The following is an 18,208-nucleotide window of genomic DNA, read 5'->3' as shown; positions in this document are numbered from 1 at the left end:
TCATGAACCACGGCACGGCCAGGGCGAGCAGCGCGACGAGCCGGACGAGCGACGACTGCCCGAACCCCGAGGTGAGCGTCGCCCCGATGACCCCACCGTCCGTGAGCGCACCGAACACCGAGTACCCCGAGACCGACGCCGCCTGGACGGGCAGGTGCAGGGCCACCGCGACGACACCGAGGATGGCGGCCCGACGACCGACCCGTTCGGCGCGGCGGCGATCCGCGGTGCCTCGCGCGACCGCCACGGTGAACATGACCGCCCCGGCGGCGAGGAGCGTGCCGAGGTACCCGAGGCCGCGGAGCAACGACCCGATCGTGCCGAGGCCGCCACCACTCGGGCCGGCGATCCGAGCGATGGCCTCGTCGTCCAGGGCCTCGCCGGCCCCCACCGTGAAGGTGATGGTGCCGTTGATCGGGTGCGAATCGGCGGAGACCACGCGGTAGACCGCGACGTAGGCCCCGTCGAACAGGTCCGGCAAGGTGACCGCGACCTCGCTGCCATCCCCGCCGTCGACGAGCCCCTCATCGATGCGGACGGCGTCCGCGTCGAACACGCGCAGCGCACCGTCGTTGGTGGAGACGGGCTCGTTGAACGTGAGCCGCACCTCGTCGGGTGAGGTGTCCACCGCGTCACCCTGGGCTGGCGTCGAGCCCGTGAGGACGGCGTGCGCCGACGCCGGCGCGGCTGGCCAGAGCAGCAGGACGGCGAGGACGGCCATCACCGTCGCGGCCAGGAGCCGGCGTCGCGATGGGACCCGTTGCGCCGCGACGGGACGGGCTCCCGCGCGGCCGGTGGCCGTGGGACTTCGACTGGACACTGGGGCCTCTCGGGTCATCCGACCGGGCCGGCGAACGCCGGCCGCGGCACCGTGTCGTCAGGCGAGCGCCGCGTCAACGCCCAGAGGGCCGCGACACCGACCAGCTCGGTCACGTGGGTGAGCTCGGAGAGGATGGTCGCGCGGCCGGCCACGAGGTCCATGGCGCCAGCGAGGGTCGCGACCACCGCGGCCACCGCGGCGATCGGCAGGACGCCCGCGGCGCGGCGCGGCTCCCAGGCAGCCAGCAGGAGGCCCGCACCGAGAGCGAGCTCGAACGCGCCGAGGTCACGCCCGAGGTGGATCGCCGGGCCGACCAACCCCACCAACACCGGGACAGCCAGCACGAGCTGGACGACGCCGGCGAGACCGACCAGCACCTGGAGGTGCCGCGTCCGGCGATCGACGAGCGCTGCCCGGTCCTCGGCCAGCGCGACCAGGATCGGGGCGGTCAGATCGGGCACCACGTCCGCCACCGCCACGGTCACACGACGGTTCACCTTCGGCAGCGCCGCCGCGTAGCGGTCGCACCCGGTGCACACGTCGAGGTGACGCTGCACCTCGACGGCGGACAGGACCGCGTCCTCACCGTCGAGTGCGGTGGAGACCGCCTCGCGGACGACGGCGCAGGCGGGGGAGGTGGGTTTGGTCACGGCGCGACCTCGAGGCGGCGGGCGTCACGCGAGACGGCGAGAGGACCATCCGCGTGGAGGGTTCGTTCGAGATGGTCGTACCTCGTGGCCCGGTGGTTCCGACCGGGCGTCCGACGACCCCACCGGTTCGACATCGGGCGCGGAACGCACGCTCGACGGCGGGTGGTCAGCGGCGTGTCGCCCGTGCCGCACGCAACCCGGCGACCCCGGCGAGCAGGCCGAGCAGGCCCGCGCCGAGCGCGACGTACACGAGCGGGTCGGTCCCGGCGTCCGCGGCGTTCGCAGCGGATGTGGTGGCGAGCTCGGCGTCATCCGTGGCGGTGGTCGGCTCGTCGGTGACGTCGTCATCCTCGGCACCGTGCTCGACACCGTGAGCGTCACCGGTCGCGGCCGTCAGGGTGATGGACGGTGCGGGGTAGGCGAGCTCCGCCTCAGGGTCGTCGGAGGTCTCGATCCAGGCCGCCTCGGATCCGTCGACGCAGGTCTGAACAGCGGGGAAGGTGAGGGTCTCGCCCGCAGCGTCGGGGAACTTGACCGACAACCCGAAGTCGCGGAACTGGTCATCGGCCAGCTCCTGGCCGGCATCCGCGGTCCAGGTGACGACCTTGACCCCCTCCGTGACCGATGACCCGTGCATCTCGACCGGCTCGTCGTACGGACCGATCTCGGTCGTCGCGGTCCAACCCGGCAGCTGCTCCGGCTTGACGCTGATGACGCCGTCGGGGATCCGGACCGCGACTTCGCTGGTCGCCTCGCCGTCGCAGCCGTGGGGGACGCGGATGTCGATCATCGCGTAGCCATCGGCGGTGGTCGAGCTCGGGTTGGCGGTCACGTGTGCGGCGGCGGGGGCGGCCACCAACAGGGAGAGCACGCTCCCGAGCAGGAGCGAGGTGGTCGCGCGGCGGCGGGCGGTGTGGTGGAGGTGCATGCGGGTGGTCTCCTGTGGCGGGCTGCGTCGGGCGCGGCTGGACGGTCGGATCTCGACAGGAGGTCGCGCACGCCCCACGGGTGGTTCCGAACCGGTCTGGGCGTCGCGCCGGACCTACGCTGTGCGCGCACCACCCCACCCGATCCCACACGCCGGGAACCGATGGACGAGCTCACGCGACTACTGCGGGCAGCCGCCGATGGCGACCGGCTGGCGTTGTCGAGCTTCATCCGCCGGACGCAGGCCGACGTGTGGCGCTTCTGCGCCCACCTGGTCGACCCTGGGGTCGCCGACGACCTGACCCAGGAGGTCTACCTGCGGGCGCTGCGGTCGGTCGGGGCGTTCCGTGCGGACAGCTCCGCCCGCACGTGGCTGCTGACCATCGCGCGGCGGACCGCGGCGGACGAGATCCGTCTCCGACAGCGACGGCGACGCCTGCCCGAGCCCGTCGTCGGCAACGAACCCGACCACAGCGCCCACCACGCCCTACGGGACCTCGTCGCGCACCTGCCCGACGACCGCCGCGAGGCGTTCGTCCTGACGCAGGTCCTCGGTCTGTCCTACGCCGAGGCCGCCGAGACTGCCGGGGTCCCGATCGGCACCATCCGCTCGCGGGTGGCGCGAGCGCGCGAGCAGCTCGTCAGCGAGGTCACCTCGGAGGTCGACACGGACGAGGGGCGCGAGCTGCGCTGACGCTCGCTCGACCGTCCGAGGCCGCCACGCATCCGCGGGCGCCTCTCAGGCGTGTGCAGCGGCCCGGAGACTCGCGGCGCGGTCGTGGTCGCCAGCCGCGTCGAGCAACTCGGCCTCGACCGACCGGAGCTCGGCGACGGCCTGCGCGATCTCCGGATCGTCACCGAACCGGCTGACCACCCGTTCGAGGACGTCGATGGCCTCGTCGACGCGGCCGAGCTCGGCCAGCAGCCTGGCCCGTTCGCCCTGGGCAGCCGCCGCCTGCGAGCGAGCGCCGACCTCGGCGACGGCAGCGAGCGTCTCGGCCTCGGCGAGGGCCACCACGGCCTCCTCAGCGCGGTCGAGACCGCGGAGCGCGGCAGCCCGGACGCGCTGGGCCATCCCGAGCTGTTCGGCCTCACCGGGCAGGGCACTGTCGAGCTCGTGGGCCAGCGCCGTCGCCGCGTCGAGGGTCTCGAGGTGGCGCCCGAGCGAGAGGAGGGTGGCGCCACGGTTGACCCGCCCGCGGATGACCTGCTCACGGGTGACCGGGTCCGTGGCGGTCCCGAGCTCGGCGATGAGCTGGTCGTAGGTCGCGACGGCACCGAGCGCATCGCCAGCGGCGTCCTGACACGTACCGGCGTGGAGCAACAACATGGCCAGCTCGTGGATCTGGTCCGGGTCCTGCTCGTCGAACGGGAGGCTGTCGCAGGCCGTGAGCGCCGCGTCCGCGGCGGCGTCCAGGTCGCCGAGCTCGGCGAGGATCGCCGAACGCTCGAACCACGCGGTGAACGCCGATTCGCGCACGACGGGATCGGTCAGGTCCACCGCTCGGGCGAGGAGCGCGTCACACGCGGCGAGCGCGGCCGTCAGCAGGCCGGCCTCGTGCTGCTCGAGGATCGCATCGGCCGCCGCACGCAGCGACTGGGGGTCGATCGGGACGTGCACGTCCGGCACCTCCAACATCTCGACGGGTCGGTCGACGAGCCAAGGTAGCCACGCTCACCAGCGCAGCAACGCTCCCACACCCTCGTGCGGTTGCAGGGGTCCAGCCGCCTCGTCGTCGACCGGGGTGACGAGCGCACCCGTCGCGACCGCCTTCTCGATCATCCGCTCGACGAACAGCGGTTCACGGTGCAGCTCGAGCTGCTCGGACGCCGCGGCCACGCCCTCGACCCGCGGGTGGAGGGTGTCCTCGGAGGACCGGTAGCCCTCGACCTCGAGGTCGGAGACGTACAGCAGGTGCATGACGCGACCCTCGTTGAGCGCCGCGCACACCTTGCGCAGGCCGACGGCGGCGCCGTGGCCGCCGAGGCCCCGCTCGATCGCTTCGTCGACGAGGTCGGCCTCGCGCTTGCGGTGCACCGACCGGAGCAGCGGCCAGACCCGCGCGGCGACCACGTGGGGAGCCTCGGTCTCGAAGGTCTCGTCGGCGACGAGGACGCGCACGCCGGTGTTGTCCGCGTCGCGCACCAGCTGCGCCACCTCCTCGCGGAGCTTCGGGTTGCCGGCGACCACGACACGGTCCCAACCGCGCTTCTCGATGTTCTCGGCGAGGTCGGTCACGACGCTCTTGAGGAAGCGGTGCAGGTTGTCGTCGAGCCGCGCCTCGAAGTCGTCACGGTCCGAGCCGCCGGACAGGCCGTGGCCCGTCCCTCGGATGAGCTGCGAGCCCTTCTCCCGGGCCATGACGTCGTCCTCGACCTCGAACTGGCTGCTGCTCAGCTCCTCGACCACGCCGACCGACCAGGTCAGGACGCGGGCGGTCTCGCGGGTGACGTTCAGGATCCCGGCGGCACGGCCCTCGTCGAGCGCGGCGACCAACGGACGCACGTACGCGCCCTCGTGGTGGACGACCCGGTCGGCGAACGGGATCTGCAGCGACACCGTCTCGGTCCGACCCGACCCGACGCCGACGAACAGCGCGCGGCCCCGACCGTAGGCGTGCGGGTCCACCAGGCGATCGAGGTCGGCCTGGACCTCGCCCAGCCGTGCCTCGACCTCCTTGGCCAAGGCCGGGTCGCGCGCCTGAAGGTCCGTCTTCAGCGCCTTGATGCGGCTGCGGAGCTCGAGGGGAGCGGTCGGTTGCGGGTCCGCCGCGCGATCGGGGGTGATCCCCACGTAGAAGGAGAGCACCCCGCGATCGTCGTCGAAGCGGAGCAGGTCACGGATGCGTGCGTCATCGAGAGTCATGGGTCCGACACTAACCACCGGCCGGCGTGGTCGATAGGGCGGTCGACACGGCCGGGCGGGCGGGGTCCGACCGTCCGGCGAACGACGGTCCCGCCGCGCAGGGCTACCGTCACGGCATGAACCGCGCCATCCGCGCCATCCGCGCCATCCGCGTCGCACGCTTCCAGGGCGTCGAGGTCCGCCTCGATCCGTCCCTGGCGCTGCTCGCGGTGGTGCTGGCCTGGTTGCTGTTCACCCGCTTCTCGCCGACCCACGGGACGGGCGTCGCCGCCGCCATGGCCGCCGTCGCCAGCCTGCTGTTCTTCGCGTCGATCCTGGCCCACGAGCTCGCCCACGCCCTCGAGGCGCTCCACCGCGACATCCACGTCGGCAGCATCACCCTCCTGCTCTTCGGCGGCGTGACCGAGATGCACCGGGGTCCCGAGCACCCCCGGGACGAGTTCGTCGTCGCCGCCGTCGGCCCCTACGCGAGCCTGGTCTGCGCGGCCGTCTTCGGTCTCGTCAGCGCCGGCGCAGCGGCCTTCCTGACCGGTCCGGCCGGAGCGGCGGTCCTCGAGGTCAGCCGGCTGCTGGCCTACCTGAACCTCCTGCTCGCGGTCTTCAACCTCGTCCCCGGCGCCCCGCTCGACGGCGGCCGCGTCCTGCGGGCCGCGATCTGGTACGTCACCGGCGACCGGCACCGGGCGGTGCGGTCCGCAGCGCGCGCCGGCCAGCTGTTCGCCGTGGTCACCTTCGGGTTCGGGATCCTCGAGCTCACACGCGGGCTGGCCGTCGCCGCGATCGGCGGGATCTGGTGGGTCGTCATCGGGGTCTTCCTGTTCGGCGCGGCCCGCGCCGAGCTGCGCCGTGCGGACCTGCTGGCGCTCTACGCGGGGAGGACCGTGGCGGACATGCTCGGTCCGGGCCCCCTCGTGGTCGACCCGGACCGGCCGCTGGACACCCTGGAGTTCGGACCCGGCAGCGACGATCACCTGCTGGTGGCTGGAGGCACGGACGGGGACGACCCGATCACCGGCTGGCTCGACGCCGCAACCGTCCGAGACCTGCACCCGACCGACCGCACGCTCCGCACGGCGGGCGACCTGGCTGAGGACGTCGGAGCGTTGCCGATCGTGACCGCCGACACACCGCTCGAGCAGCTCGTGCAGCGGTTCCTCGGGTCGGAGGAGGACCACCTCCGGATCGTGGACGAGGGCCGGACCATCGCCGTGCTCTCGGAGCGTCGGACGGCCCGCGCGCTGCGGGAGCTCGGCGCAGGCGATGCCGGTCCGCGCCGCGTGCCGGCGACCTCCGATGCGGTGGGACGCGGCTCGTGAGCGACACCTCGCTGCGGGCGCGCCACGACCACGACGGCGGCCGGCACCGGCCGACCCGGCCCGCGCACGCGCCGGGTCGTGCCCCACGGCCGTCGATGCTCCGCGCCGTGACCTACGCCGTCACCCTCGCCCTCGTGGTCTGGGCCACGATCGCGACCCCCCTGCCGTACGTGGAGTACCGACCCGGCCGGCCGAGCGAGATCCCCCCGCTGATCGAGGTGGAGGGGACCGACACCACCCCGATCAACGGTTCGACCGCGCTGCTGACCGTGTTCCTGCGCGATGCGACGCCCTACTCGGGTCTGCGCGTGCTGCTCGACCCCGCACGCCAGCTCTCCCCGGCGGCCACGATCGCACCGAACGGGTTGACCCCCGAGTTCTTCGAAGCCCAGCGCGACACCTTCGCGGACGCCTTCCAGGTCGCCACCGCGGTCGGCGCCCGGGCCGCCGGCGTGGAGGTCGAGATCACCACCGAGGTGCGCGTGGTCGACGTCCTCGAGGGCAGCCCCGCCGACGGGGTCCTCGCGCCCGGGGACCGGCTCGTCGCGGCCGACGGGCGCCCGCTGTCGGATGCCTCCCAGCTGCAGGCACGCACCCGAGGGGCCGACGACGGCGACCAGCTCCGGTTGACCATCGACCACGCGGGATCCGAAGGCGACGTCACGGTGCGGCTGACGACCCTCGGTCGCACCGACCAGGTGGGCCTCGGGATCCTGGCCGAGACCGCCACGAGCGGGCTCGACCTGCCGTTCGAGGTGTCCCTCAGCTCGACCCGGATCGGGGGTCCCTCCGCGGGGATGATGACCGCCGTGACGCTGTTCGACCTGCTCAGCGAGGAGGACCTGATCGCCGGTCGGACCATCCTCGGCACGGGCACGGTCGGCATCGACGGTCGTGTCGGACCCGTCGGCGGCGTGCCCGAGAAGGTCCGGGCCGCAGCTGCCTACGGCGCCGACCTGGTGCTCGTGCCGCAGGCCCAGCTCGAGGCGGCACAGCTCGCGGCACCCGAGGGGCTCACGGTCGTCGGCGTGGCCACCGTCGACGACGCCATCGCGGCGCTCCGGCGCCCCTAAGGCGCCGGCGCGGAGGCGGGCGTGTCCGTGCCGTCACGCGCGTCACGTGCGGCGACGCAGCGACGCACGAAGGTGCCGAGCAGGCGCATCCCGACGGTGGTCAGGACCGACTCCGGGTGGAACTGCACACCCTCGATCTCGAGCTCACGGTGGCGCAGCCCCATGATGAGCCCGTCCGAGGTCTCGGCCGTCACCTTGAGCACGGCGGGGAAGCTCTCGCGGTCGACCACCAGCGAGTGGTACCGGGTCGCATCGAACGGCACGGGCAGGTCGGCGAGGACGCCCTCGCCCCGGTGGTAGATCGGCGAGGTCTTGCCGTGGACGAGCACGGGTGCCCGGACCACCTCGCCACCGTAGATCTCGCCGATGCACTGGTGCCCGAGGCACACCCCGAGCAGCGGTCGACGGCCGGCGACCTCACGGATGGTGTCGTTCGACAGACCCGCGTCGGAGGGGTCGCCCGGCCCGGGTGAGATGACGACACCGTCGGGCAGATCGGCGCCGAGCTCCGCCACGGTGAAGGCATCGTTGCGGACGACCTCGACGACGGCACCGAGCTCGCCGAACTCCTGGGCGAGGTTGTAGGTGAACGAGTCGTAGTTGTCGACGATCAGCAGGCGGGGCCCTCGGCTCACGACGGTCCCTTCCCGGTCAGCCTGCGCCGGAGCGCGTCACGGTCCAGCTGGCCCACGACGTCGACCGGCAGCTCGTCGAGCAGCTCGATGTGGTCGGGCACGGCGGGCGGGGGGAGCAACGCGTGACAGTGGGCGAACAGCCCCTCGACGTCCACCTTGGCGCGCTTGGCCGCGACGACCCCGGCGAGGAGCTGTGCGCCCGCGTCATCGGTGACGACCGCGGCGGACAGCACCGACGGGTGACGCACGAGCACGCTCTCCACCGCGTGGGGTGCGACCAGCTCACCGTCGCGGCGGACCACCTCGCTGGCGCGGCCGAGGAGGGTGTAGACACCGCCTTCGTCGGCGGTCGCGAGATCGCCGGTGACCAGCCACCCGTCCCGGAACGTCGAGGTCGTGGCCTCCTCCCGCTGCCAGTACCCGTCGGCGACCTGGGGGCCGGCCACGAGCAGCATCCCGGGGGTGCCGGGCGGGACCGGCGTGGTGAGGTCGTCGGGCTCGACGAGCAGCGCCACGGTGTCGGTCACCGGCAGCCCGATGGAACCGTCGGCGACCCGGCCGTAGACCGGTTGGGCGTGGGTGAGCGGCGACGCCTCGGCCAGCCCGTAGCCCTCGCGGACGCGCGCACCACCCGTGCGGCGTTCGACGTCGGCGGCGACCTGCGGCGACAGGGGGGCGCCGCCGGTGACGATCACCCGTAGCGAGGACAGGTCGCGGCGCCGGTCGCTGGAACCGAGCAGCTGCGTCAGGCGGTCCGGACCCGTGGGCCACAGCGTCGGCCGGTCGCGTTCGATCGTGGCGGTGAGCTCGCCCGCGTCGGGACGGTCGACCAGGATCAGGGTGGCCGCGGCGAGCACCCCGGTCAGGACCCCCAGCGTGAGCGGGACGGTGAGGTGCAGCGGGTCGGTCACCAGCATCCGTTCGCGGCCGGCCTGGACGTCGGGGACCCACAGCCGCCCTTGGAAGGCGTTCGCGACGAGGTTGGCGTGGCTGAGGACCACCCCGCGCAGTTCGCGGGCACGCGGGCGGTAGGCGATGACCGCGGGGTCGGACGGGGACGGTCCCGCCGGCCGCCGGCGGCCGCTGGTCTCCTCCGTCAGCAGGTCCGCCAGCCGGACGGTGTCGCCGGGGACGGCGGGACGCAACCCGCGACCGGAACGGACGTCGGGGAGCCGCGGTCGCGGCAGCCGGTCCCGCAGGCGACGCCTGATCCACTCGTCGCCGCGGACCTCGACCACGACCTCGGGGGCCTGGTCCTCGCCCTGCAGGGACGACAACGCCCACCGGGTGCCGACGGCGGCCGCGACGGCGGCGTCCCGGGCCACCCCAGCCAGCAGGTCCGCGCGGGTATCGGGGTCCACGGGCACGGCCACGGCGCCGAGCCGCCAGACGGCGAACAGCACGACGGGCGCTGGCTCGCCGAGCGGCAGCGCCACGAGCACCCGGTCACCCGCGCCGATACCGGCCGCAGCCAGCGCCGTCGCCACGCGGTCGACACGGTCCCGCAGGTCCACGAACGAGGTGGTCCGCCCCTCGACCAGCAGCGCGTCCCGGTCGGGGAAGTCCCGCGCCGCATCGTCGAGGAACCGGGGCAGCGCGACGTCCGGCAGCCGGTAGGTCGGCGGGACGCCCGGGGGGTAGGCCCTGACCCACGGGCGGGGCAGGGACCCCGCCTCCGGGAGCGAGGGGCGACGGGCACGGACCACGGGCGGGGTTGCTCCTCGACGGGGGATGCGGCGTGCGACCGTCGCGACGAGAACACGCGCGGTCGTCGTGACGCGGGTGTGCGGCCGTCGCGAAGTGCGACCGTCCGAGCCTACCGCTGCTGCCGGTAGCGTCCCCGGTCACCGCCGAGCACCTCGGAGCTCCCGTGGCCACCCCGTCCTTCGCGCTCGCGGGCTCCGCCGCGATCATCGACGCGGCCCTCGAGGAGCAGCTCGCGGTCGTACTCCCGCGGCTGACAGGTCTGCACCCCAGCCTCGGGCCGGTCAGCGATCACCTCGCCACGTTCATCGCCGGCGGCAAGCGGGTGCGTCCGACGCTGCTGCTGCTCGGGTACGCCGCCGGGGGTGGAGCGGACCGCGGCGACGTGCTCGGACCGGCGCTGGCCCTCGAGCTGCTGCACACCTGTGCGCTGCTCCACGACGACGTCATCGACCGAGCCGCGACCCGCCGGGGACGACCGACGGTGCACCACGCCGTCGCCGCCGAGCACCGCGCTGCGGGCTGGGGCGGTGACGCGCTCGCCTACGGCGAGGCGGTCGCCATCCTCCTCGGCGACCTCGCGTTCGTCCAGGCCGACGAGCTGTTCCTGAGCGCAGCCGTGCCGACCGAGGCCCTCCTCGCGGGGCTCCGCCGGTTCACGGTCCTGCGCGAGGAGGTCATGGCCGGCCAGTACCTCGACCTGCACGCCGCCACGGCCCGGATCACCGACCGCGATCTCGCGCTGACCATCGCCACGCTCAAGTCGGGTCGCTACTCGGTGTCGCGCCCCCTCGAGATCGGCGCCCTGCTGGCCGGCGGAGCACCGGAACTGATCGACGGGCTCGGTGAGGTCGGTGACCCGCTCGGACGAGCGTTCCAGCTCCGCGACGACCTGCTCGGGGTCTTCGGGGAGGAGGCCACCACCGGCAAGTCGGCGGACTCGGACCTCGCCGAGGGCAAGCGGACGCTGCTGATCGCCGAAGCCGCCGACCGCCTCGGCGCCGCTGACCGGGCCCGGCTCGAGGCCGGTCTCGGCGATCCCGACCTCGCACCCGACGAGGCGGCGGTCCTCCGCGGGCTGCTCGAGAGCTTCGGCGCCCGAGCCGCCACCGAGGCCGAGGTCGCCCGCAGCGTCGACGAGGCGCTGGCGGCGCTCGATCGCCTCGACCTCCCCCCGGCCGTCGCCGACGAGCTCACCGCCGTCGCCCGTCAGCTCGGCGACCGCACCTCGTGACGCCGACCAGCGGTCGAACGACGCCTCAGGCGACCTCGACCGGCTGCGGCGCCGGGGCACCCATCGTCGGGTCCTGCTCGAGGATCCGCTCGACCTGCGGGAAGACGGTCGTGAACAGCACCGTGATGGCCACGGCGATGAGCAGCACCAGCAGGAGGATGCGCACGGGGCGAGGCACGTCGTCGGCTCCGGTCGTGGCGGGTAGGTCGGGGATCAGGCTGCGGCGCTCGCGGGCGGTTCGATCGGCTGCGCGTCGACGCCGTCCGCAGGTCCGACCAGCTCGCCCCAGGCGATCAGGCGCTGGGCCGCGCTGAACCGCGGGTGACAGGTCGTCAGGGTGATGGTCGGTGCACCGAGGTCGATCGGGTCGGGGTCGTCGACCACCCAGACGTCGGTCGGGGACACCACGCGCTGTTCACGGTAGGCGTAGACCCACTCGACCCCCGCGCGATCGACCACGTGGATCGTGTCGCCGGGGGCGAGCTCGTCGAGCCGGCCGAAGGGTTCGCCGTAGGTGGTCCGGTGGCCGGCGATGCCGAGGTTGCCCTCCGCGCCGACCTGGGCCGACGCGGGGTAGTGGCCCGGCCCACGCTTGAGGTCGGCCAGCGACGTGCCCTCCACGACGAAGAGGACCTCGTCGTGGACGACGGGGTCGCCGTCACGTTCGAACCAGAGCGCGGCGAAGGCGTCGCCGATCTCGAGCTCGGCGTCGGGCTCAGGTTCGGCATCGGGCTCGGCGGCCGGCAGGGTGGTGGTGACCTCGGCGAAACGGTCGGCCAGGCCCTGCTGCTCCTGCTGGGTCTCGAGCCCGGTGAACCACAGCAGGTACACCACGTACAGCAGCACGATGCAGCCCGCGACGATCAGGGTCCAGCCCACCCCACGCACGACCCGGACCACGCCAGCCTCACCGTCCTCGGCCCGCCTCGGGCCGGCGCGGATCGTACCCCGCTAGCCTCCCGCCCCCGGCGGCTACGAACCGCCCGCACGCCACGTCGATACCACGAGGCACCCCATGCCGAAGAGCAAGCACCGCCGCAAGGGTCGGCAACGTCCCCGGGCCCACCAGACCGTGGAGCCGCCCCGCAACCCGACGCCCTCGGCCCCCTGGATCGCGCCGACCGGCGTCGGCCTGCTCATCGCCGGCGTCGCGGTCATCCTCCTCGGCTACCTCGTCCTCAACGACGTGACCGGCAGCTGGCCGATCTTCGGGCCGAACTGGGGCCTGGTGAGCGGGTTCGTGCTGCTCATCGCCGGCTTCCTCGTGCTCGTGCGCTGGCGGTAGCGCAACCCGGGCACCACCCGGGCCCATCCGTTGCGTCGTGCGTTACGCGCACGCCTGGAGCTGCACCGGCCCTCTCGGCGCGGGGAACGCTCGCGTTTCCCACAGCTCACCCCCTCCGTCCACAGGCCACCGGCCGTTCGGTCCACCGTGCGCGCCGGTCGTCCACAACCGTCGTCCACAGCGCTGTGGACGACGGTGATGCCGCAACGTCGCAGGTCACGGGCGTCATCCGCGGTGGACGGCGGCCACCGCGAGGGTGCCGACGGATCCGGGGACGGCCGTCGGGCGCGCTCCCGACCCCGGTACCGTCGTCCCGGCGGCGCCGGACCGCCCTCCCGCTCGTGACCGTCAGGAGCTGCCGTGCCGATCTACGAGTACGCCTGCGCCAGCTGCGACGAACGCACGGAGCGGTTGCTGCCGCACGACCGGGCCGGCGATCCGGGTCCGTGCCCCGCGTGCGACGGTCGGCTCGAGCGTCGCTTCAGCCGGATCGCGGTCAAGCTCGAGGGGTGGGGCTTCTCGGCGACCGATGGGCTGGTCCCCGACCGGCCGGGACGGGGCGACTTCAAGCAGGTCCGCGAACGCGCCGAACGCCTGAGCAGCGGCGAGTCCTGACCCGGTCGCTCCGGTGCTGCTGCGGCAGCTCAGCTCGGCCGGAGCAGCTCGGTGCGCTCGTGCATGCGCTGGCCGCAGTGCGACGGCGGGCGTGACGTCCCACGGACGAGCAGCAGCACCTCGGTCCCGCACTCCTCGCACCAGAACAGGGTGCGCTCGTCGGGATCGACCGCCGTCGGGTCGAGGACCTCGTCGTCGCCCGGTGCGCCCATGCGGGCGCCGTGCGCCAGACCGCGCAGGTTGCCCACGATGAACCGGTAGACCATCCACCCGAGCACGGGACCGAGCACGTACGCCCAGCCGACGTTCGCCCCGACGACACCGCCGACGACCAGGACGACGAGCACCAGGGCGAGCTTCCAGGCCACGGGCCGACCTCGGATCGTGGGGACGGGGCGTGACCAGGGTGCCACGCCGCGTGGACGGCGCGGGACACCCGGTCAGCTGCGGTCCGGACCGGCACGATCGAGGCGGCGTGCGACCCCGCCCCGGCGCGGGTCCCCGGCGCCTCGGTACCCTCCCGCTCGCCGGACGAGCCGTCCGGTCGCGGGGCCGTAGCTCAGTTGGCAGAGCGCTGCCTTTGCAAGGCAGATGTCGTCGGTTCGATTCCGATCGGCTCCACTCCGCGTGACCACCCCGGTCGGGTGCGGCTCGCGTCCGCTCAGCCGCGCCCGCCTCCCGGCCCGCGCTGCCACCGTCCGTCCGCCCGCGCGGCCGTGCTCGTCCAGTCGAGTGGTGCGGGGTACCGGGTCATCGGGCTCGGGAGGACCCGTTGCGACGTGGTCGAGTGCGCGCCACGCCGCTGCGCATGGGCCACCGACCTGGTTGGACCTCCTCGCTGCACCGGCCGAGAGGACCACCGATGAGGATCGTCGCCGTCAGCGGGGTCTGCGACCCGCGTTGTCTCGTCCCGGGCGCCGTGCCCTCCGGGACCGAAGCGCACCTGTACGGATCGGTGCACGGCCTGGCCACCGCCGGCCACGAGGTGGTCGTCCACGGCCCCGACCGCGGCCACCTCGACCCGGCGGCCACCGGCGAACTCGTGCTCGATCCGGCCCCCACCGGCGACATCGACGTGGACGACGCCACCGATGCCCACGCCGCGGCGGCAGGTATCGATCGGTTCGCCGCGGGGCTCGCCAGCCGCTGGCGTTCGAACCCGCCGGAGCTCGTGCACGCCCACGACTGGTTCGCCGGAGCCGCGGCCCGACGTGCCCTCCACGCGGTACGTGGCGACATCGGCCGGATCCCGCTGGTGGTGACACTCCCCGCGCTCGGCCACGTGCACCGCCGACACCTCGGCGCGACCCCGTACAGCTCGCCGCTTCGGCTCGCGGTGGAGAGCGACCTCGCACGGTCCGCCGATCTGCTGCTGGCCACCTGCATCGATCAGCACCGCGAGCTCCTCGGGCTCGGGGCGCACCGTGACCGCACCGTCACCGTGCCGGAAGGGGTGGATGGTGCGCGCTTCACCACCCCACGTGCCCGACGGCCGAAGGCCAGCGTCCCCGTCCTGACCGTCAGCGACCTCGCGCCCCACCGCGACACCGAGTCGGTCATCGCTGCGGTCGCACGCGTCCCCGACGCCACCCTCACGATCGTCGGTGGCCCGCCGGCCAGCCGGCTCGCGACCGACGCGCGCGTGGCCGAGCTCCGCGCCCTGGCTGCGCGGCACGACGCGATCGACCGGGTGCGCTTCACCGGCCGGGTGCCGCACGCCGAGATGCCGGCGCTGTTCGGCGCCGCTGATGTGGTCGTCCAGGTGCCGTGGTTCACCGGCTTCGGCCGGGCCGCGGTCGAGGCGCTCGCCTGCGGTCGACCGGTCATCGCCAGCGCCGTCGGAGGTCAGCTCGAGACCGTGGAGCACGGCGTCAACGGCGTCATCGTCCCTGCCCGCGATCCGCACGCGCTCCACGATGCCCTGCGCAAGCTCGTGACCGACGGTCGCTGCCGCGCCGTGCTCGGCCACGCTGCACGGCCGCGGACCCTCGACCGGTTCGGCTGGCCACGTGTCACCGAGGCGACGATCGACGCCTACGACCGTGCGCGACGGGCGGCCGAGGTCGCCGATCTCGCCGAGCAGGCGCCGGTCGAGGTGGCAGGGTGAGCCGGGACCACAGCGGCGACGAGACCGACGTCCACCCCGGCGGTGACGCCAACGACGTGCAGCGCGTCACCGACCGCCCCGGCGTGACGGTGTCCCGGAACGTCGATCACCCACCCGAGGCGGTCATGGCGGTGCTGCTCCGCGCCCCCACCTTCCCGGTGTGGGTGGTGGGGCCGGGACGGGTCGTCGACGTCGACGGCGCGTGGCCCGGTGTCGGCTCGGGGTTCACCCACGAGACCGGACGGGGCCCGCTCAAGGTGCGGGACCGCACGATCGTGCAGTTCCTCGACCGGGACAACGGTCGCATCACCCTGCTGGCGTGCGTCTGGCCCGTCGGTGAGGCGCTCATCCAGATCCACGTCACCCCGCACGGGCAGCACGGCAGCCGGGTGGTCATGCACGAACGGCCCGTCGCCGGTCCGGGGTCGTGGCTGCCGCAGATCGTGTACCGGCCGGCGCTCCTCGGCCGGAACCTGGTGTCGATCCGGCGGCTCGAGCGGCTGGTCGCTCGCGCCGAGGGCCACCGGTGAGCGGGCTCACCCCACCCGACCTCGGGTCGCCGGACGCGCCCTTCGCCCCGCTGCCGGACCCGCGCCCGCCGCTCGCGGGCCCACGCTCGGCGGAGGTGGTGGTGGTCGGCGGAGGGATCGTCGGCGCGACGACCGCGCTCCAGCTCGCCGAACGCGGCTTCGAGGTGGTGCTGCTCGAGGCCCACCGCATCGCGGGGGGGACCTCCGGGCGATCGACGGGCAAGGTGACCAGCCAGCACGGCCCCATCTACAGCCAGCTCGACCAGCGCCACGGACGCGACACGGCCCACTTCTACGCCTCGCGGAACGAAGCGGCCGTGCACACCATCGCGGGCCTGGTGGACCGCTACGACATCGACTGCTCGCTGGAGCCGGTCGCGACCCACCTCCACGCTCTGACCAGCCGCGGTGCCGCACAGCTCGAGCGCGAAGCCACGGTCGCACGGTCCCTCGGTCTGCCCGCTTCGCTCACCGACGACGCCCCCGTCCCGGACGCCGTGACCGCAGCGCTGCGGTTCGACGATCAGCGCCAGCTCGACCCACGGGCGTACGTCGCGGGGTTGGCGGCCGCCGCCGAGGGTCACGGCGCCGTCGTCCACGAACGGACGCCCGTGCGCAAGCTCCGGCCTCGTCGCGGAGGGGTCAACGTCCACACCGACGCCGGTGTCGTCGCGGCCGGCCACGTCGTGCTCGCGATGCTGACCCCGTGGCCCGATCTCGTCGGCGCCTTCGCCCGCGCCCACCCCTCCCGGGCCGTCTGTGTGGCCGCGGAGCTCTCGGGTGCCGTCCCGACCGATCCGAGCCTCGGCGTCGACGGCCCGTCTCGATCGACGCGCCGCTACGTGACCGACGCGGGGACCGAGCTGCTGATCCTGCTCACCAGCGGCTGGCGGCCCGGTGCCAACGACGAACGCGACACCCTCCGCGAGCTCGCCGACGAGGCCACCCACCGCTGGGGTGCGACCCGGATCACCCACCACTGGGGGGCCATGGACCAGGTGTCGGCCGACCTGCTCCCCATGGTGGGCGGCGCCCCGGGGACGTCGCACATCCTGCTGGCGACGGGGTTCAGCAAGTGGGGCCTGACCGGCGGGACCGTCGCTGCCGACCTGTTGGCCGCACGCATCGCCGGCGACCGCGTCCGCACCCCCTTCGACGCCGCACGCCTGCCCGACCTGCGGGGGCTGGCGAAGATGACCGCCGCGGGTGCCCGGGTCGGGTACGAGCTCGTCCGTGACCGCATCCCCCGCCCCGGCGTTCGCGGCGGCGTCGACCAGGTGGTCGGCACACCCGGTGAGGGCCGGGTGATCGCGACCGCCACGGGGCCCGTCGCCGTGTGCACGGACGCCGACGGGGTCACCTGTGCGCTGTCGGCGACCTGCACCCACCTCGGTTGCACCGTCCGGTGGAACGCCGCCGCAGGTGCGTGGGACTGTGCCTGCCACGGCTCGCGCTTCGCGCCCGATGGGCAGGTGCTGGCCGGCCCGGCCACCACCCCCCTGTCGCCCCGTGACCTGCCCGGCCGCTGACAGCGAGCCCGCCACCGGCGAGGGCCGGCCTCGGTGGCCGGTGGTGCCCATCCAGGTGGGACCGGCGGGGTCCGCGGTCGGTGGAGCCTTCGGACCCTGGCCGCTGCCTGCTGAGGGGCGCACACTCGGAGGTTCACGGGGGAGGAGGGCGACGTGCCCCGCACCGCAGACCTGCTGCACCAGCTCGCGGACGAGCACCGCGACCTGGCGGCGGCGGCGCGATCCCTCCGCCAGCCCGGCCGGGACATCGGCACCGATGCGGTGCGCCGGACCACCGCCAGTATCGTCGAGCACGAGCTCGCGCACCGGCTCCTGGTCCACCCGCTGCTCCGTCGCGAGACCTGGGGCCAGCGCATCCTCACCGACCGTCGCGAGGAACAGCTGCTGTTGGCCGAGCGGCTCCGGCGGCTGCTGGCTCCCGGCCGTTCTACGATCACCCGCGCAGGCCCTCCCGAGACACGCAACGTCGACGCCACCGAGATCCTCGACCTGCAGCTGACCGAGCACACGGACCGCGAGGAGATCCTCGACTTCCCCCACCTGCGGCACGTGACCACGTTCGCGGAGCTGTCGACCCTCGGTGAGCTCCGAGGTCGGTTGGGCGCGGTGCTCCGTCAGCGGCTCGAGATCGACCGCACCTTGACCGAGGACGGCCGGTGGGCGACGGCTCCCCGGCGGGAGCTCGCGCAGCTGGTCGGGCTCGACGAGGACATCATCATCGACCTGCCGAGCGTGGAGCGGGCGATCGAGGCCGAACGGGCCGGTAGCAGCCGCTGACCGCGGGCCGAACGGCCAGGTCTGGTCAAGCTGAGGTTGACGCGGCCACCCCTCCGTCCCCGTCCGTTCCGACCACGGAGGGTCCAGACTGGGCGACGCTGAACGGGGAGGACGACGTGAACGGTGAGCTCGAGCACTGC

20 protein-coding genes and 1 tRNA gene are annotated in these 18,208 nt (G+C 73.9%); 11 read left to right on the top strand and 10 right to left on the bottom strand.

Going from position 1 to position 18,208, the window contains the following annotated elements; all coding sequences use genetic code 11:
* The 3 genes from WEB03_RS04440 to WEB03_RS04430 all read right to left on the bottom strand — a co-directional run.
* Nucleotides 1-721 (bottom strand): copper resistance protein CopC (locus WEB03_RS04440; protein ID WP_368069760.1); only part of this gene is annotated, 721 nt, incomplete at its 3' end.
* A 113-nt stretch (nt 722-834) separates the two neighbouring features.
* Nucleotides 835-1,470, bottom strand: a complete 636-nt coding sequence (locus tag WEB03_RS04435; RefSeq protein WP_368069759.1) for a hypothetical protein — start codon at nt 1,468-1,470, stop codon at nt 835-837.
* Between the two features lie 166 nt (nt 1,471-1,636).
* The gene (locus tag WEB03_RS04430) at nt 1,637-2,398 is read right to left on the bottom strand and encodes a YcnI family protein (protein ID WP_368069758.1); all 762 of its coding nucleotides are present in this window, start codon (nt 2,396-2,398) and stop codon (nt 1,637-1,639) included.
* A 162-nt stretch (nt 2,399-2,560) separates the two neighbouring features.
* On the opposite strand from WEB03_RS04430, the gene WEB03_RS04425 reads away from it, so the two are divergent.
* Nucleotides 2,561-3,091 carry a sigma-70 family RNA polymerase sigma factor gene (locus WEB03_RS04425; protein WP_368069757.1) on the top strand — a complete coding sequence of 177 codons (531 nt, stop codon included), beginning with the start codon at nt 2,561-2,563 and terminating at the stop codon, nt 3,089-3,091.
* A 45-nt stretch (nt 3,092-3,136) separates the two neighbouring features.
* On the opposite strand, the gene WEB03_RS04420 is transcribed toward WEB03_RS04425, so the two are convergent.
* Nucleotides 3,137-4,018, bottom strand: coding sequence for a tetratricopeptide repeat protein (locus tag WEB03_RS04420; protein ID WP_368069756.1), 882 nt, complete (start codon nt 4,016-4,018; stop codon nt 3,137-3,139).
* A 54-nt stretch (nt 4,019-4,072) separates the two neighbouring features.
* A complete protein-coding gene (locus WEB03_RS04415) occupies nt 4,073-5,263 on the bottom strand; it encodes a VLRF1 family aeRF1-type release factor (RefSeq protein ID WP_368069755.1) in 1,191 nt (396 codons plus the stop codon).
* A 116-nt stretch (nt 5,264-5,379) separates the two neighbouring features.
* Between WEB03_RS04415 and WEB03_RS04410 the strand changes: the two genes are divergently transcribed.
* Both WEB03_RS04410 and WEB03_RS04405 read left to right on the top strand, forming a co-directional pair.
* Nucleotides 5,380-6,579, top strand: coding sequence for a site-2 protease family protein (locus tag WEB03_RS04410; RefSeq protein WP_368069754.1), 1,200 nt, complete (start codon nt 5,380-5,382; stop codon nt 6,577-6,579).
* Entirely contained in the window at nt 6,576-7,652 is a 1,077-nt protein-coding gene (locus WEB03_RS04405) for a PDZ domain-containing protein (protein WP_368069753.1), read from the top strand. Before WEB03_RS04410 ends, WEB03_RS04405 begins: the two co-directional genes overlap by 4 nt.
* On the opposite strand, the gene WEB03_RS04400 is transcribed toward WEB03_RS04405, so the two are convergent.
* Nucleotides 7,649-8,287: an aminodeoxychorismate/anthranilate synthase component II gene (locus WEB03_RS04400; protein WP_368069752.1), complete on the bottom strand. Its 639-nt coding sequence runs from the start codon at nt 8,285-8,287 to the stop codon at nt 7,649-7,651. The genes WEB03_RS04405 and WEB03_RS04400 overlap by 4 nt on opposite strands.
* The gene (locus WEB03_RS04395; RefSeq protein WP_368069751.1) at nt 8,284-9,993 is read right to left on the bottom strand and encodes an AMP-binding protein; all 1,710 of its coding nucleotides are present in this window, start codon (nt 9,991-9,993) and stop codon (nt 8,284-8,286) included. The genes WEB03_RS04400 and WEB03_RS04395 overlap by 4 nt, the downstream gene beginning before the upstream one ends.
* Before the next feature lie 164 nt (nt 9,994-10,157).
* Here WEB03_RS04395 and WEB03_RS04390 point away from each other — a divergent pair, with 164 nt between their 5' ends.
* Complete coding sequence (locus WEB03_RS04390) at nt 10,158-11,225, top strand: polyprenyl synthetase family protein (protein WP_368069750.1); 1,068 nt, start codon at nt 10,158-10,160, stop codon at nt 11,223-11,225.
* 25 nt (nt 11,226-11,250) lie between these two features.
* Here the strand turns inward: WEB03_RS04390 and WEB03_RS04385 are convergent, their stop codons facing one another.
* Nucleotides 11,251-11,391 carry a hypothetical protein gene (locus WEB03_RS04385; RefSeq protein WP_368069749.1) on the bottom strand — a complete coding sequence of 47 codons (141 nt, stop codon included), beginning with the start codon at nt 11,389-11,391 and terminating at the stop codon, nt 11,251-11,253.
* A 47-nt stretch (nt 11,392-11,438) separates the two neighbouring features.
* Entirely contained in the window at nt 11,439-12,104 is a 666-nt protein-coding gene (locus WEB03_RS04380) for a class E sortase (protein ID WP_368069748.1), read from the bottom strand.
* 136 nt (nt 12,105-12,240) lie between these two features.
* On the opposite strand from WEB03_RS04380, the gene WEB03_RS04375 reads away from it, so the two are divergent.
* Both WEB03_RS04375 and WEB03_RS04370 read left to right on the top strand, forming a co-directional pair.
* Entirely contained in the window at nt 12,241-12,510 is a 270-nt protein-coding gene (locus tag WEB03_RS04375) for a cell division protein CrgA (RefSeq protein ID WP_368069747.1), read from the top strand.
* Nucleotides 12,511-12,870: 360 nt separating this feature from the next.
* On the top strand, nt 12,871-13,125 hold the full coding sequence (locus WEB03_RS04370; RefSeq protein ID WP_368069746.1) for an FmdB family zinc ribbon protein: 255 nt from the start codon (nt 12,871-12,873) through the stop codon (nt 13,123-13,125).
* Between the two features lie 29 nt (nt 13,126-13,154).
* Here WEB03_RS04370 and WEB03_RS04365 read toward each other — a convergent pair whose 3' ends face one another.
* The gene (locus WEB03_RS04365; RefSeq protein WP_368069745.1) at nt 13,155-13,493 is read right to left on the bottom strand and encodes a hypothetical protein; all 339 of its coding nucleotides are present in this window, start codon (nt 13,491-13,493) and stop codon (nt 13,155-13,157) included.
* Between the two features lie 180 nt (nt 13,494-13,673).
* Here WEB03_RS04365 and WEB03_RS04360 point away from each other — a divergent pair.
* The 5 genes from WEB03_RS04360 to WEB03_RS04340 all read left to right on the top strand — a co-directional run bounded on the left by WEB03_RS04360 (nt 13,674) and on the right by WEB03_RS04340 (nt 18,068).
* A tRNA-Ala gene (locus tag WEB03_RS04360) sits at nt 13,674-13,746 on the top strand.
* A 241-nt stretch (nt 13,747-13,987) separates the two neighbouring features.
* Nucleotides 13,988-15,232 carry a glycosyltransferase gene (locus WEB03_RS04355; RefSeq protein ID WP_368069744.1) on the top strand — a complete coding sequence of 415 codons (1,245 nt, stop codon included), beginning with the start codon at nt 13,988-13,990 and terminating at the stop codon, nt 15,230-15,232.
* Nucleotides 15,229-15,762, top strand: a complete 534-nt coding sequence (locus tag WEB03_RS04350) for an SRPBCC family protein (RefSeq protein ID WP_368069743.1) — start codon at nt 15,229-15,231, stop codon at nt 15,760-15,762. The genes WEB03_RS04355 and WEB03_RS04350 overlap by 4 nt, the downstream gene beginning before the upstream one ends.
* Nucleotides 15,759-17,291 (top strand): FAD-dependent oxidoreductase, encoded by a 1,533-nt coding sequence (locus tag WEB03_RS04345; protein ID WP_368069742.1) that lies wholly within the window; start codon nt 15,759-15,761, stop codon nt 17,289-17,291. Before WEB03_RS04350 ends, WEB03_RS04345 begins: the two co-directional genes overlap by 4 nt.
* 153 nt (nt 17,292-17,444) lie before the next feature.
* Complete coding sequence (locus WEB03_RS04340; RefSeq protein WP_368069741.1) at nt 17,445-18,068, top strand: hypothetical protein; 624 nt, start codon at nt 17,445-17,447, stop codon at nt 18,066-18,068.
* The last annotated feature ends 140 nt before the right edge of the window (nt 18,069-18,208 follow it).

This window comes from Nitriliruptor sp., from assembly GCF_040882075.1.
Lineage (GTDB): Bacteria > Actinomycetota > Nitriliruptoria > Nitriliruptorales > Nitriliruptoraceae > Nitriliruptor.
Note: the sequence above shows the minus strand (reverse complement) of the source record. Positions and strands in the feature narration are given on the sequence as shown.